Consider the following 14662-nt stretch of genomic DNA (forward strand, 5'->3'; position numbering starts at 1 on the left):
TCATCAACAGTTCTGCTCATGAAAACCCCGCTTGAACTGCGCCACCTGCGCACGCTGATCGCTCTGCGCGAGGCCGGCAATCTGTCCCGCGCGGCGCAGCTGCTGAACCTCACGCAGTCGGCGCTGTCCCATCAGCTCAAAGGCCTGGAGGAGCACTACGGCGCCGAGCTGTTCGCGCGCAAGAGCCACCCGCTGGTGTTCGGCGTCGTGGGCCAGCGGCTGCTGAAGTTAGCGGACACGGTGCTGCCGCAGGTGGACGAGGCCGACCGCGACGTGCGCCGGCTGGTGGACGGCTCTGCCGGTCAGCTTCGCATCGCAGTGGAGTGCCACACCTGCTTCGACTGGCTGATGCCCGCGATGGACGCCTTCCGCGAGCGCTGGCCGGAGGTGGAGCTGGACATCGTGTCCGGCTTCCAGGCCGACCCCGTGGGCCTGCTGCACCAGGACCGCGCCGAGCTGGCCATCGTGTCGGATGTGGACGCCGACGAGACGGGCGTCGTCGTGCACCCGCTGTTCAGCTTCGAGATCGTGGCGCTGCTGCCGAAGGGGCATGCCTTGCTCGGCAAGCCCTGGCTGACCGCAGAGGACTTCGCCAGCCAGACGCTCATCACCTACCCGGTGCCCGACGACATGCTGGACCTGGTGCGCCGCGTGCTGCAGCCGGCGGGCATCGCGCCGCCGCGCCGCACCAGCGAGCTGACGGTGGCCATGTTGCAGCTGGTGGCCAGCGGGCGCGGCATTGCGGCGCTGCCGATGTGGGCGGTGGAGAACTACCTCGCGCGCGGCTATGTGGCGCGGCAGCGCATCGGCGAGGGCGGGCTGACGGGCAGGCTGTACGCCGTCAGCACGCCGGGCCTGGCGGCCAAACCCTTCCTGGCCGACTTCGTGCGGTTGATGCGCGAGACCTCGCTGCTGAACCTGGCCGGGGTCAGCCTGCTCTGAACGATCAGGCCAGCGCCGGCATGCGCTCCACTAGCACGCAGCGCACCCACTGGCGCGCGGTGATCTGGGCGGTCTGCGCCCGCAGGAACTCCTCGGCCTGCGAGTGGGACGACTCGAACTCGAAACCGCTGAGCTGCACGATGCGGCTCAGCGGGCGCGTCCAGACGCGGCGCACCGCGGCGCTGAACAGCGGCACGCCTCCGTCCTCGCCCAGCAGCAGGCGCAGCTCGTAGTGCGGAGCGTCCAGCACGGGCTCGGCCGCGCAGAGGATCTGCAGGCCGTCCTCGCTGAGGTTGACGACGACCCCACCGTGCGCGTCGGTCAGGCCTTGCGGCTTGATGATCCAGACGGGCAACTGCTCGTGCTCGGCAGGCACGAGGAAGAACTCGACACGGGGGGCGCGGCGCTGGTCAATCGTCGTCATGGGGTGATCCGGGTTCCGTGGTGGGTCGGATCACAGCATGGGCGAATGACAGGCACTTGTCAGCCCCTATCGTCCCTAGGATCAGACCGTCAGCAGTTCCACTTCAAACAGCAGCGTCGCGTTCGGCGGAATGACGCCGCCTGCCCCGTAGGCGCCGTAGCCCAGCTCAGGCGGCAGCACCAGCATGCGCGTGCCGCCGACCTTCATGCCTTGCACGCCTTCGTCCCAACCCTGGATGACCTCACCGCCGCCCAGGCTGAACTTGAAGGGCTGGCCGCGGTCCTTGCTGGAATCGAACTTCTTGCCGCGCATGCCGTCCTTGTAGAGCCAGCCGGTGTAGTGCACCGACACGCGCTGACCTTTCTCGGCCACGGCGCCTTGGCCCACCACGCGGTCCTCGTACTGCAGGCCGCTGGAGGCCGTGTGCAGGTTCAGTTCGACGTGCTCGGGGCCGCCCGCGAGCGCCAGCAGCTCGACCTCGAAGCACAGCGTCGCGTTGGGCGGGATCACGCCGCCGGCGCCGCGTGCGCCATAACCCAGTTCGGCCGGGATGATCAGCGTGCGCTTGCCGCCGATCTGCATGCCCTGCACGCCTTCGTCCCAGCCGCGAATGACCATGCCGGCGCCCAGCTCGAACTCGAACGGGTCGCGGCGGTCCAGGCTGGAGTCGAACTTGGTGGTCTTGGCGCCGTCCACCCACAGCCAGCCGGTGTAGTGCACGGTCACGTCCTGGCCGGCCATGGCGGTCTTGCCGTCGCCGACGGTCGTGTCTTCGTATTGCAGGCCGCTGGGCGTGGTGTTCATGGGTAATCCTTGATCTGTAGGAGAAACAGTCGGCATTGTCGCCGCCGCATCGCACAGCCTTGCCGCCCCGCGATCAGAAGGCCTTCAGCGCGTCAGGACCAGGCCCGACAGCGCCTGCAGCGTCAGCGTCAGCCGGCCGGCCCGGGGCCGCCATGCGGGGCCGCCCAGCGCGTCCGCCAGCTGCGGCGCGTCGGCCAGGCTGGCGGGCAGCCGCACGCTGACCGTGCGCGGTTTCAGGCTGTTGTTGGTGGCGGTGAGGGCCCAGGTGTGGCCGTCCTGTCGGGCCAGCACCAGCACGTGGTCGTCCGCGTGCAGCGGCGCGCGCAGCGTGCCGTGGCGCAGCACCGGCAGGTCGTGGCGCAGTTTCGTCAGCCGCTTGAAGTCGGCCAGCAGCGTCTCGTCGGGCGTGCCGCCTTCGTCAGCCCAGGGATAGGGCGCGCGGTTGAACGGGTCGTCGCCGCCGCCGACCCCCACCTCGTCGCCGTAGTAGATGGTCGGCGCGCCGGGGTAAGTCATCTGGAAGAACACCGCCAGGCGCAGGCGCCGCTTGGCCAGCGCCAGGTCGGCGTCTTCGTCGAAGTGGTGCAGCGCACGCGGCTGGTCGTGCGTGGACAGCAGGTTCATCAGCGCCGAGAAGGCCTGCGGCGGGTAGGCCTCGCGCAGCAATTCCAGGTTGGCGGCCATCTGCCGGGCCGACTTGCCCGCCGCGTAGTCCAGCACCGCGTTGCGGAAGATGTAGTTCATCGTGCTGTCGAACATGTCGCCGAGGAAGTACTTGCTGGCGTCGAACCAGGTCTCCGCCACCGTCAGCGCGTCGGGCTTCCTGGCCTTCAGGGCGGTGCGCCATTCGCGCCAGAAGTCGTCAGGCACCCAGGGCGCCACGTCCATGCGCCAGCCCGCGGCACCGCGGTCCAGCCAGTAGTTGGTCACCGAGTCGGCGTCGCGGTAGGCGTAGGCGCGCCAGGACGGGGCGTTCTTGTCCAGTTCGGGCAGGTCCTTCACGCCGACCCAGCCCTGGAACTGATTGTCGGGGTCGGTCTCGTCAGTCTTGAACTTGAACCATGTCGCATAGGGCGAGGCGGCGTTGATCTTGCCGCCATCAAAGGCCCCGCCGGCGGGGAAGTTGTTGAAGCGGTTGAAGTACGGCGAGTCCGCACCGACGTGGTTCAGTGAGGTGTCGGGGATGACGCGGATGCCGCGCTTGGCGGCTTCGGCGCACAGGCGCTCGAAGTCCGCGTTGGTGCCGAAGGCGGGGTCGATCTGCTTGTAGTCGGCCGCGTCGTACTTGTGGTTGCTGGGCGCGCGGAAGACGGGAGTCAGGTACAGCGCATTGGCGCCGAGGCTCTTGATGTAGTCGAGCTTGTCGATGAGGCCGGCCAGGTCGCCGCCGAAGAAGTCGTTGTTGAACAACGCGTCGGAGCCGTCACCGGTGTTTGGCTTGAAGGGCTTTTCGTTCCACGTCGCGTGGCGTTCCACGTCGCGGTCCTGGTAGCGGTCCTGCGGCCGCCCGCCGCCGGGGCGCGGGTCGTTGGCTTTGTCGCCGTTGCGAAAGCGTTCCGGGAACACGTAGTAGTACACGACGTCTTTCGCCCAGGTCGGCACCTCGAAGCCGGGCGCGTGGATGGTCTGGCGGTAGCGGCGCACGCGGTTCATATTGCTGGGCAGGCGCTCGATGCTGGCCGCACCCATGGAGCCCTTCTCGCGCGTCCAGTAGATGGTGTCCTTGTTGTTTTGCAGCGCGTAGACGCCCTGGTCGGTCTCGATCTCGAACCAGTAGCCGTAGACGCCGGTGTCGGTGAACACGTGGATGGCCTTGAAGGCGCTGCCCTGCGCCGCCATGGTTATGCGCGCGACGGGCTCGTAGCTCAGCTGCTCCTGGTTGCCGCTCAGATGGCGGCGCTCGATGACCAGCGTGGCGCGCTTCAGGCCCGGGCGGTCGCCGGTGACTGTGAAGGCCATCTCGGTGCCGGCGGGCTGCGCGCCGAACGGTGCCTTGAAGGCCACGCTGCGCGAGTCGAAGCGGGCGCCCAGCGCGGCGCGGTCTGTGATGGGCTGGGGAGGCGTGGGATTGAAGGTCTTGGGGCCTACCTTCAGCCTGGCACTGCCGTCGGGCGCAAAGGCCAGCCGCAGCGTGTGCTCGCCGCTGAACTCGCGCTTGAGATTGCCCGTGCCAGTGCGTGTTGGCTGGCCGTCGGCGTCGCCGCCGAAGGTGAGGGCGGGCGACCAGTCCTCGTCGGCCAGCTTGAACTCCTGCGCGCCCGTCGCCTTCAGGTTCAGGAAGTAGGCATCGCAGCGGTACTCGAAGGCGTGCTCGTCCGCAGCCGACCAGTTGTTCAGGCCGCCGCGCAGGTAGATCGTGGCGCTGCCGAGCGGGGCGGGTTTGCAGTCCGCCGCGTAGGCAGGGGCGAGCGAAAGCAGCGCTGCGAGCAGCGCGGTGGTCTTCAACATGGGAATCAGCCTTTCACACCGCCCGCCGTCAGTCCGGACACGATCCAGCGCTGCGCGAGCAGGAAGACCGCCGTGATCGGCAGCCCGGACAGCACGGCGGCGGCGGCAAAGTCGCCCCACAGGAACCGCTGATCGTGCAGGAAGTATTTGGAGCCGACCGCCAGCGTGAGGTTGCCCTCTTCACGCAGCAGGATGGAGGCGACCGGGTATTCGATGATGGTGCCGATGAATGCCAGCACGAACACAACCATCAGAATGGGCACGGACATGGGCAGCAGCACGCGCGAGAACGCTTGCCAGTGCGTCGCGCCGTCGACCTTGGCGTTCTCCTCGATCTCGACTGGGATGGTCTCGAAGTAGCCCTTGATGGTCCACACGTGCGTGGCGATGCCGCCGAGGTAGGCCAGTACCAGGCCCGCATGCGTCTCGACGCCCAGCGCCGGCACGTAGTTGCCGATGGTCTCGAAGATGGCAAAGATGGCGACGAGCGCCAGCACCGGCGGGAACATCTGCAGCAGCAGCATGCCGTTCAGCACCGGCTTGCTGAATGAGAACTTCAGCCGCGCGAAGGCATAGGCGGCGGTCGTCGAGATGGCGACGATGAGGAAGGCTGACACCGTGGCGATCTTGATGGAGTTCCACAGCCAGGTCAGCACGGGGAACGGCGGCTGCACGAGGCTGCCGTCCGCTGCCTGGTACGGGATGCCAAGCGCGAGTTTCCAGTGCTCCAGGCTGATCTCGGTCGGGATCAGGCTGCCGGTGGCGAAGTTGCCGGGGCGCAGCGAGATGGACACGACGGCCAGCAGCGGGAACATCGTGATGGCGATAAACACCCACATCACCGCATGCGCGGCGAGCGTGCGCCAGCGGGCTTGTTTGCCGAGGACGATGGCCATTTTCAGAACTCCCAATGTCTTTCTGTGCGGGACTGGATCAGGCCGGGTGCGCGGTCTGCTCCGTGTCCCCCGCCCGCTGCGCGGGCTCCTCCTTTAGCTGCGCAGCCTGCCCACCCGGGCTGATCCGGCTGCTGCGGGTTTTCTCGTCGAAGAACCGGTGTGTGGTCGGTCGGCGAGTGCGGCGGCCAAGGGACGAGGTTAAAGGAGGAGACCACGCAGCGGGCGGGGGGCGCGAAGTCCCTTGGCTGCCGCGCTTGCCATCTCCAACGAGCGCTACCCATCATCTCTGCGCCTTGGCCGACAAACGGAGGTTGATGAGGGACAGCGCCGCGACGAGGAAGAAGATCAGCGTCGAGATCGCTGCGGCGAGGCCGAAGTCCGAGCCCGAGTCGCGGAAGGCGATGCGGTAGGTGTAGCTGACGAGGATGTCCGTCTGGCCCGCAGGCAGTTTGGTGGACAGAAAGTCCGGCCGGCCGTCGGTCAGCAGCGCGATCAGCACGAAGTTGTTGAAGTTGAATGCGAAGGCGCTGACAAGCAGCGGCGCCAGCGGCTTGATGATGAGCGGCGCGGTGATCTTGAAGAAGTTGGTGGCCGGCGAAGCGCCCACCAGCGCCGAGGCCTCGTACAGGTCCGCGGGAATGGCCTTCAGCAGCCCCGAGCACAGGATCATGATGTACGGGTAGCCCAGCCACACGTTGACGATGAGCAGCATCGTCTTGGCCAGCGTCGGGTCGGCGAACCACGCGGGCTTGACGCCGAACAGCGCGTCCAGGATGGCGTTGATCTCGCCGAAGTTCTGGTTGAACAGGCCCTTGAAGACGAGGATGGAGATGAAGCCTGGCACCGCATACGGCAGGAACAGCAGCGTGCGGTAGGTGGTGCGGAACTTCATGCCCTCCCAGTTCAGCATCACGGCGAACAGCATGCCGATGGCGGTGGCGAAGAACACCGTCAGCGCCGAGAACACCACCGTCCACGTGAAGATGCTCAGGAAGGGGCCGCGGAACTCGGCGTCGAACAGCATGCGCGCGTAGTTGCCCACGCCGATGAAGGCCTTGAAGCCGGGTTGCAGCACCTCGCCACTGGCGGACTCGAAGAAGCCGGTGTCGCGGTTGGGCTTGAAGACGGCGCCGTCTGCGGTGCGGGTCAGGCGGTCGTCGCCTTCTGGTCTCCACTGCGGCTTGACGGGGCCGAACTCGCGCAGGCCGAGATAGTGCAATTCGGTCTTGTCGGGCTGGACCAGCACCAGTTGCGCCAGCGCCTCGCGGTGGCGGATCAACTCGGGCAACGCCAGTGCAGCGCCAGTGGGCGTGGAGGCGTCGGCGGCAGCCAGGTCCACGCGCAGTTTTTTGTCCGCGCGCAGCGCCAGCGGCGGCGACATCCAGCGCGGCGCTGCATCGCCCTCGGCCTTCAGCACCAGGCGGTACTCGGCGCCACTGGCATGCAGGCTGTAGCCCAGCACCTGTTCCTCGACGGCGTCGTACTGCTCCAGCAGGTACTCGCGCACCCGGCTCTCGCTGAGCAGGTGGGTGCTGGAGTAGTTGGTGAAGCCGATCTGCGCCGTGTAGACCAGCGGGAAGGCGATGAACACCAACATGCCGGCTACGCCGGGGAACAGGTAGCGCCACGCAAAGCCGCCGCGGCTCAGGTAGGCGTAGAAGCCGGCTGTGAACAGCACCAGCAGGCCCGTGGCCCACGCGGCCTGGCCGGTCGCGTAGACGGCGAACACCAGGTACAGGGCGCCGACGATGAGGGCGACCACAGCCGGCCAGTACAGCAGCCGGCCGACACGCTCGCCGAAGGAGGGTGGCAGCGTCGAGTAGGCGCCCTGCCCGAGGGGAGAGGACAACGCATTCATTTGTTCAGCAGCATCCGTGCGGCGGCGCCGTCCAGTGCGTCCTTCGGTGATTGCAGTCCGTTGGTGATGGCCTCAAGCGCCGCGTCCATCGCGGTCCAGAAGCGGCCCACTTCGGGGATGTTCGGAATGGGCGCGCCGTTGCGCGCGTTGGTCATGCTTGCGGCGATCAGCGGGTTGACGGACAGCTCGGCGTAGAAGGCCTTGTTGGCCGGCACGCCAATGGGCACGTCCGCGTCCAGCACCTTCAGCGCGTCTGGGCGCATCAGGTGGTTCTCGATGAACTCCTTGGCGATGTCCTTGTTCTTGCTGGGCGCCGAGATCATGCAGCCCAGCACGCCGACGAAGCTCTTGCTTGGCTTGCCAGGCACGACGGCCGGGATGCCGGCGACGCCGAAGTCAATCTTGGCCTTGCGTGCGTTGTCCCAGGCCCACGGGCCGGAGATCATCATGGCCACCTCGCCGCGCGCGAAGCCCGATTCCATCTCGGCGTAAGTCGCGCCCTTGGGCATATGTCCGTCCTTGATGAGACGCTCCATCATCTGCGCGCCCGCCAGAGCGCCAGCGTTGTTCACGGCGACCTGGGTCGCGTCGTAGTCACCCTGCGCGTCGCGGTCGAAGATGACGCCGCCCGCACCCGCCAGCAGCGGCCAGCTGAAGAAACTCTTGCTGTAGTGCCACAGGATGGCGTGCTTGCCCTGTGCCTGCAGCTTCTTGTCCAGCGCGATGACCTCGTCCCACGTCGCGGGCGGCGTGGGCACCAGCGCCTTGTTGTAGATGAGGCCGGTGGTCTCGATGGCGATGGGGTAGCCCCAGATGCGACCGCGGTAGCTCAGCGCCTGCCACGCGGTCTCTTCCGATTCGGCTCTCAGCTTCGCCGAGGGCCGCAGCGGCGTCAGCAGCCCAGCCTTGGCCCATTCGCCGACGCGGTCGTGCGGCCAGCAGAAGATGTCCGGGCCCTTGCCGGCACCGGCGGCCTGCTGGAACTTGTCGGTCGGGTCCACTGGGTGCTCGACGACGACCTTGACACCCGACGCCTTCTCAAACGCGTCGCCGACCTTCTGCAGACCGTTGTAGGCCTTGTCGCCGTTGATCCAGACCATCAGCTTCGGGCTTTCGGCCAGCGCTGGGGCAGCAGCCAGTGCGGCCAGCAGGGGCAGCCACTTCATGAGCGCAGATCCGGCGCGGCCAGGCGGCGCAAGGCCTTGCCGTCGGCATCGAACACGTAAAGCGCCTCGGCCGGCAGGTGCAGGTCCAGCGCCTGGCCGCTGCGCAGGCGGTCGCTGCCGTTGCGGCCCTCGAACTGGCAGGTCAGCGGTTCGTCCAGGCCGGGGTAGGGGCAGTAAGCAAAGGTCAGGCCGCCCAGGGACTCGACGAAAGCCACCGTGCTTTGGAGCAGGTTGCCCTCGCCACCCTGGCGGATGTGCTCGGGCCGCACGCCGACGGTGACGGCGTCGCCCGGCTTGACGCCGCTACCGTCCACGCGGGCGGTCAGCAGCACGCCGCTGCCGGCCAGCTTCACGCCGATGTGGTCGGCCGCATGAGCAGCCACCTCGGCGGCGATGAAGTTCATCTTGGGGCTGCCGATGAAGCCAGCGACGAACAGGTTGCGCGGATGCTCGTACAGCTCCAGCGGCGACCCGACCTGCTCGACCTTGCCGGCCGACAGCACGACGATGCGGTCGGCCAGCGTCATGGCCTCCACCTGGTCGTGGGTCACGTAGATCATCGTGGTCTTCAAGTCCTCGTGCAGCTTGGAGAACTCGTAGCGCATGCGCACGCGCAGCGCCGCGTCGAGGTTGGACAACGGCTCGTCGAACAGGAACACATTGGGCTTGCGCACGATGGCGCGGCCGATGGCGACGCGCTGCCGCTGGCCGCCGGACAAATCCTTGGGCTTGCGGTCCAGCAGATGCTCGATGTGCAGGATCTTGGCGGCATCTCGCACCGCCGTCTCGATCTCGGCCTTGGGTACCTTCGCCAGCTTCAACCCGAACGCCATGTTGTCGAACAGGTTCATGTGCGGATACAGCGCATACGACTGGAACACCATCGCGATGCCGCGCTCGGCAGGCGGCACGTCGTTGACCACGCGCCCGCCGATGCTCAGCGTGCCGCCGGTGATCTCTTCCAGCCCCGCGATGGAGCGCAGCAGCGTGCTCTTGCCGCAGCCCGAAGGCCCCACGAACACCATGAACTCGCCGGCGCGGATCTCCAGGTCGATGCCGTGCAGGATGCGAATGTCGCCGTACGCCTTCTCCACGCCGCTCAGTCGAACGTCTGCCACTTCTCACCTTTCCGTCGCCGGGCGCCTGGCGCCTGGCTTGTCTCGTTTTGACGTCGAAGTTTCTGTGTTTCGACAGTCGTTGTAGACAATATACACGGCTCAAGCGCGTGGTAACAACAGAGGCTACCCTCTTGAATTGGCGTGAAACCCTTAAAAATCAATCATTTGAAGATAGATTCGGGTTATCCCGATGTAGTCAAACTACAAAACTCGTCGGAGGTGTCCGATACTTCGGCCAGCGCTGCCCTCCGGTAGCATTCTTGCTCTCGACCTCCGAGGGCCGGCATTGATGAACACCCCAACCCGCCCCAGCTCCGCGCTGACTGTTCAACGCAAGCCCGGGTCCAAGACTCCCACCGCGATGAAGTCGTCTGCCCTCACTCCCGAAGACAAGGCCTTGCGTGGGGCCTTCGAGAGCGCCTACGAGCGCGAGATCTCGCAGTCCAGCCACGGCGCGACGCTGCAGGCCGCGCTGCATGCCGCGGCCATCGCCTGCCGCGAGACGCTGGCGCGCCGGTGGGCCGCCACGCAGCAGGCCGACGCCGCGCGCGGCGACACGGCGCCGGTGCGCCGCGTGCACTACCTGTCGATGGAGTTCTTGATGGGCCGCGCGCTGTCCAACGCGCTGGCCGCGCTGAAGCTCACCGCGCCGCTGGAGGCCAAGCTGGCCGAGCAAGGCCTGGCCCTGGGTGATGTGCTGGAGCGCGAACCCGACGCGGCTTTGGGCAATGGCGGCCTGGGTCGCCTGGCCGCCTGCTTCCTGGATTCGTTCGCCGAGCTGGAGCTGCCGTCGTTCGGGTACGGCCTGCGCTACCGCTACGGCACGTTCGCCCAGGTCATCAGCCAGGGCCGCCAGCTGGAGCAGCCCGACGACTGGACGCGCCACGCGCCCGACTGGGAGCTGCCGCGCCACGACCTGCGCTACCACGTCGGCTTCGGTGGCCGCGTCGAGGTGGATGCCTCCGGCGTGCGCCGCTGGCAGCCGGCCGAGCGCATCGAGGCCGAGGCCTTCGACTTCGTCGTGCCGGCCCACTACAGCCAGCGCGTGTCCACGCTGCGCCAGTGGCAGGCCACGGCCGCACCCATCGCGTTCAAGCCCTTCTGCGAAGGCGACTACACCCGCGCCGCGCGCCACCAAGTGCTGGCCGACTCGATCAACTGGGTGCTGTACCCGGACGACTCCACCGACGCCGGCCGTGAGCTGCGGCTGAAGCAGGAGGCCTTTCTCGTCAGCGCGTCGCTGCAGGACCTGGTGGCTCGCCACCTGCGCGAGTTCGGTTCGCTGCACAACCTCGGCAAGAGCAACGCCATCCACCTGAACGACACGCACCCGGCGCTGGCGCCGGCCGAGCTGATGCGCCTGCTGCTGGACGAGCACGGCCTGGGCTGGGACGAGGCCTGGAAGATCACGCGCCAGGCGGTGGCCTACACCAACCACACGCTGATGCCCGAGGCGCTGGAGACCTGGCCGGTGCGCATGTTCGAGCACCTGCTGCCGCGCCACCTGGAAATCATCTACGAGATCAACCAGCGCTTCCTGGATGAACTGCAAGCACGCTTCCCCGGTGACGACGCCCTGGCCGCGCGCGTGTCGCTGATCGACGAAGGCCACCACGGCAGCGAGCGCCGCGTGCGCATGGCGTCGCTCGCGCTGGTGGCGTCGCACCGCGTCAACGGCGTGGCGGCACTGCATTCGGAGCTGATGGTGCAAACCATCTTTGCCGACTACGCGCGCATCTGGCCCGAGCGCTTCCACAACGTCACCAACGGCGTCACGCCGCGGCGCTGGCTGCAGCAGGCCAACCCGGCACTATCGGCGCTGCTGGACAGCCGCATCGGCGACGGCTGGCGCAAGAACCTGGCCGAGCTGGGTGAGTTGGCGCCGCTCGCCGCCAACCGCGAGCTGGGCGAGGAGTTCCTGGCCGTCAAGCACGCCAACAAGGAGCGCCTGGCCGCCGTCATCCGCCGCGAGCTGGGCTTGAACGTCAACGTCGACAGCCTGTTCGACATCCAGATCAAGCGCATCCACGAGTACAAGCGCCAGCTGCTGAACCTGCTGCACGTGATCAGCCGCTACCAGGCCATCCGCGACAACCCTGAAGGTGTGAATGGGGCGAGCTGGGTGCCGCGCACGGTCGTCATCGCCGGCAAGGCGGCGTCGGCCTACCAAACGGCCAAGAGCATCGTGCGACTGGCGCACGACGTGGCCCGCGTCATCAACAGCGACCCGCGCGTGGGCGACAAGCTCAAGCTCGTGTTCCTGCCCAACTACAGCGTCACGCTGGCCGAGAACATCATCCCGGCGGCCGACCTGTCCGAGCAGATCTCGACTGCCGGCACCGAGGCTTCGGGCACCGGCAACATGAAGTTCGGCATGAACGGTGCGTTGACCATCGGCACCTGGGACGGCGCCAACATCGAGATGGCCGAAGCCATGGGCGTGGAGAACATGTTCGTGTTCGGCCTGCGCGCCGATGCGGTCGCCAAGATCAAGCAGCTGGGCTACGACCCGCGCCTGTACGTCGAAGAGAATCGCCAGCTCAAGCGCGTCATCGACGCCATTTCCGCCGGGGTCTTCAGCAATGGCGACACCGAGCGTTATCGCAGCCTCGTCGACAGTCTGCTGGGCCGCGACGTCTACCTGCTGATGGCAGATTTCGCCGATTACGTGGCCACCCAGGCCAAGGTCGACCAGCTGTTCGCCGACCGCGCCGCCTGGGCTGAACGCGCCCTGCGCAACATCGCCGGCATGGGCCCGTTCTCGTCCGATCGCACGATCGCCGAGTACGTGGACCGTGTCTGGTCCGTGAAGAGTCTGAACTGAACTGATGCTGACTGAAGCCGACCTCGACGCCCTGCTGGCAGGCCGCCACGCCGACCCCTTCTCGCGGCTGGGCCTGCATGCAGACGACAAAGGCCGGCTGTGGGTGCGTGCGCTGCTGCCGGGGGCGGCCGGCGTCGCGCTGGTGGATGCCGCCAGCGGCAAGCAGCTCGTTGAACTGGAGCCGCGACGCCCGGGCTTCTTCGAGGCGCAGGTGCCGCGCCGCAAGCATCGTTTCGACTACCGGCTGGCCGTGCGCTGGGACGGAGGCGGGGAGGGCGTGTATGCCGACCCGTACGCCTTCTACCCGCAGCTTGGCGACGCCGAGCTGAAGGCCTTTGCCGCTGGCAGCAACGCCCGGCCCTGGCTGAGCCTGGGCGCGCACCTTGTGCAGCACGGCGACGTGGCCGGCGTGCGCTTCGCGGTCTGGGCGCCCAACGCGCGGCGCGTCAGCGTGGTCGGCAGCTTCAACAACTGGGACGGCCGCCGCCACCCGATGCGGCTGCGCCACGAGGCCGGCGTGTGGGAGATCTTCGTGCCGCATGCGGCCGAGGGCGACCTCTACAAGTTCGAGATCGTGTCTGGCAACGGCACGCTGCTGCCGCTGAAGGCCGACCCCTACGCGCGCCGCGCGCAGCTGCGGCCGGACAACGCCAGCATCGTCGCTGCGCTGCCCGAGCCGACGCCGCTGCCCCGCCAGCGCGAGCGCGCGAACCGCCGCGAGTCGGCCATCAGCGTGTACGAGGTGCATGCGGCATCGTGGCGCCGGGGCGTGGCAGGCGAGTTTCCGACCTGGGACGAACTCGCCGAGCAGCTGCCCACCTATGTGGCCGACATGGGCTTCACCCATCTGCAGCTGATGCCCATCAGCGAGCACCCGTTCGACGGCTCCTGGGGCTACCAGACGCTGGGCCTGTACGCGCCCAGCGCGCGCTTCGGCCCGCCCGAGGGCTTCGCGCGTTTCGTGAAGGCCTGCCACGACGCCGCCCTGGGGCTTTTGCTGGACTGGGTGCCGGCGCACTTCCCTGCCGATCCGCATGGTCTCGCCGAGTTCGACGGCACACGCATCTACGAATACGCGGACCCGAAGGAGGGCTTCCACCGCGACTGGAACACGCTGATCTACAACTTCGGCCGCACCGAGGTGCGCCAGTTCCTGGTCGGCAGCGCCGTCTACTGGATCGAGCGCTGGGGTGTGGACGGCCTGCGCGTGGACGCGGTCGCCAGCATGCTGTACCGCGACTACTCGCGGCCGGCCGGCGAATGGATTCCGAACATCCGCGGCGGCCGCGAGAACCTGGAAGCCATCTCCATGTTGCGCGAGATGAACGAGCACGTCGGCGAGATTGCCGGCGCCATCACCGTGGCCGAGGAGAGCACCAGCTTCCCCGGCGTCTCGGCGCCTACCTACACGGGCGGCCTAGGCTTTCACTACAAGTGGAACATGGGCTGGATGAACGACACCTTGCGCTACATGGCCGAGGACCCGATCAACCGCCGCTGGCATCACGACAAGATGACCTTCGGCCTGATCTACGCGTTCAGCGAGAACTTCATGCTGCCCATCTCGCACGACGAGGTCGTGCACGGCAAGGGCTCGATGCTCGCCAAGATGCCGGGCGACGACTGGCAGAAGTTCGCCAACCTGCGCGCCTACTACGGCTTCATGTGGGGGCACCCCGGCAAGAAGCTGCTGTTCATGGGTCAGGAGTTCGCGCAGCGCAACGAATGGAACCACGCCGAGTCGCTGCCCTGGGGACTCCTCGAAGACGACCGCCACGCCGGCGTTCAGCGCCTGGTGCGCGACCTCAACAAGCTCTACCGCGAGCACAGCGCGCTGCACCGGCTGGACTGCGAGGCCGGCGGCTTTGAGTGGATCAGCGCGCATGATGCCGAGCACTCCATCTTCGCCTGGGTGCGCCGTGATGGCACGGGCCGCATGGTGCTCGTCGTCTGCAACATGACGCCCGTGCCGCGCGAGGGCTACTCGCTGGGCGTGCCCGACGGCGTGACCGCGTGGCGCGAGGCGCTGAACACCGACTCGGCCTACTACGGCGGCAGCAACATCGGCAACGGTGTCGCCGCGGCCGGCCTGCCGGTGCAGGATCAGCCGGCACACGGGCGGCGGTTGTCCATCACGATCAACCTGCCGCCGCTGGCTACAGTCTTTTTTGTCCCGATCTGA

At 67.5% G+C, this 14662-nt stretch carries 10 protein-coding genes and 1 pseudogene; 3 read left to right on the top strand and 8 right to left on the bottom strand.

What is annotated here, in order from left to right; translation table 11 throughout:
- Positions 1-18: 18 nt before the first annotated feature.
- Positions 19-942: a LysR family transcriptional regulator gene (locus ACG02S_RS23800; RefSeq protein WP_394472992.1), complete on the top strand. Its 924-nt coding sequence runs from the start codon at positions 19-21 to the stop codon at positions 940-942.
- A 4-nt stretch (positions 943-946) separates the two neighbouring features.
- On the opposite strand, the gene ACG02S_RS23805 is transcribed toward ACG02S_RS23800, so the two are convergent.
- From ACG02S_RS23805 to ACG02S_RS23840, 8 genes and pseudogenes are all read right to left on the bottom strand, one after another.
- On the bottom strand, positions 947-1366 hold the full coding sequence (locus ACG02S_RS23805; RefSeq protein ID WP_394472993.1) for a PilZ domain-containing protein: 420 nt from the start codon (positions 1364-1366) through the stop codon (positions 947-949).
- 81 nt (positions 1367-1447) lie between these two features.
- Entirely contained in the window at positions 1448-1795 is a 348-nt protein-coding gene (locus ACG02S_RS23810; RefSeq protein WP_394473016.1) for an FKBP-type peptidyl-prolyl cis-trans isomerase, read from the bottom strand.
- Between the two features lie 30 nt (positions 1796-1825).
- Positions 1826-2170 (bottom strand): annotated as a pseudogene (locus tag ACG02S_RS23815) (FKBP-type peptidyl-prolyl cis-trans isomerase); the annotation flags it as partial.
- Positions 2171-2254: 84 nt separating this feature from the next.
- On the bottom strand, positions 2255-4618 hold the full coding sequence (locus tag ACG02S_RS23820) for a glycoside hydrolase family 13 protein (protein WP_394472994.1): 2364 nt from the start codon (positions 4616-4618) through the stop codon (positions 2255-2257).
- 5 nt (positions 4619-4623) lie between these two features.
- Entirely contained in the window at positions 4624-5514 is an 891-nt protein-coding gene (malG, locus tag ACG02S_RS23825; RefSeq protein ID WP_394472995.1) for a maltose ABC transporter permease MalG, read from the bottom strand.
- Positions 5515-5794: 280 nt separating this feature from the next.
- A complete protein-coding gene (malF, locus tag ACG02S_RS23830) occupies positions 5795-7363 on the bottom strand; it encodes a maltose ABC transporter permease MalF (RefSeq protein WP_394472996.1) in 1569 nt (522 codons plus the stop codon).
- Between the two features lie 5 nt (positions 7364-7368).
- Positions 7369-8538: a maltose/maltodextrin ABC transporter substrate-binding protein MalE gene (gene malE / locus ACG02S_RS23835; protein ID WP_394472997.1), complete on the bottom strand. Its 1170-nt coding sequence runs from the start codon at positions 8536-8538 to the stop codon at positions 7369-7371.
- Positions 8535-9656, bottom strand: a complete 1122-nt coding sequence (locus ACG02S_RS23840; protein ID WP_394472998.1) for an ABC transporter ATP-binding protein — start codon at positions 9654-9656, stop codon at positions 8535-8537. The genes malE and ACG02S_RS23840 overlap by 4 nt, the downstream gene beginning before the upstream one ends.
- A gap of 361 nt (positions 9657-10017) precedes the next feature.
- Here ACG02S_RS23840 and ACG02S_RS23845 point away from each other — a divergent pair, with 361 nt between their 5' ends.
- Together ACG02S_RS23845 and glgB are read left to right on the top strand one after the other, a co-directional pair.
- Positions 10018-12480 (top strand): glycogen/starch/alpha-glucan phosphorylase, encoded by a 2463-nt coding sequence (locus tag ACG02S_RS23845; RefSeq protein ID WP_394472999.1) that lies wholly within the window; start codon positions 10018-10020, stop codon positions 12478-12480.
- A gap of 4 nt (positions 12481-12484) precedes the next feature.
- Entirely contained in the window at positions 12485-14662 is a 2178-nt protein-coding gene (gene glgB, locus ACG02S_RS23850) for a 1,4-alpha-glucan branching protein GlgB (protein WP_394473000.1), read from the top strand.

The organism is Pelomonas dachongensis (genome assembly GCF_043555865.1).
Lineage (GTDB): Bacteria > Pseudomonadota > Gammaproteobacteria > Burkholderiales > Burkholderiaceae_C > Pelomonas > Pelomonas dachongensis.

Excerpts from the sequence above, each read along its gene's own strand:
- ACG02S_RS23800 (WP_394472992.1), top strand. The coding sequence starts at position 19 with ATGAAAACCCCGCTTGAACTGCGCCACCTGCGCACGCTGATCGCTCTG.
- ACG02S_RS23805 (WP_394472993.1), bottom strand. The coding sequence starts at position 1,366 with ATGACGACGATTGACCAGCGCCGCGCCCCCCGTGTCGAGTTCTTCCTC.
- ACG02S_RS23820 (WP_394472994.1), bottom strand. The coding sequence starts at position 4,618 with ATGTTGAAGACCACCGCGCTGCTCGCAGCGCTGCTTTCGCTCGCCCCT.
- malG (WP_394472995.1), bottom strand. The coding sequence starts at position 5,514 with ATGGCCATCGTCCTCGGCAAACAAGCCCGCTGGCGCACGCTCGCCGCG.
- malE (WP_394472997.1), bottom strand. The coding sequence starts at position 8,538 with ATGAAGTGGCTGCCCCTGCTGGCCGCACTGGCTGCTGCCCCAGCGCTG.
- ACG02S_RS23845 (WP_394472999.1), top strand. The coding sequence starts at position 10,018 with ATGAAGTCGTCTGCCCTCACTCCCGAAGACAAGGCCTTGCGTGGGGCC.
- glgB (WP_394473000.1), top strand. The coding sequence starts at position 12,485 with ATGCTGACTGAAGCCGACCTCGACGCCCTGCTGGCAGGCCGCCACGCC.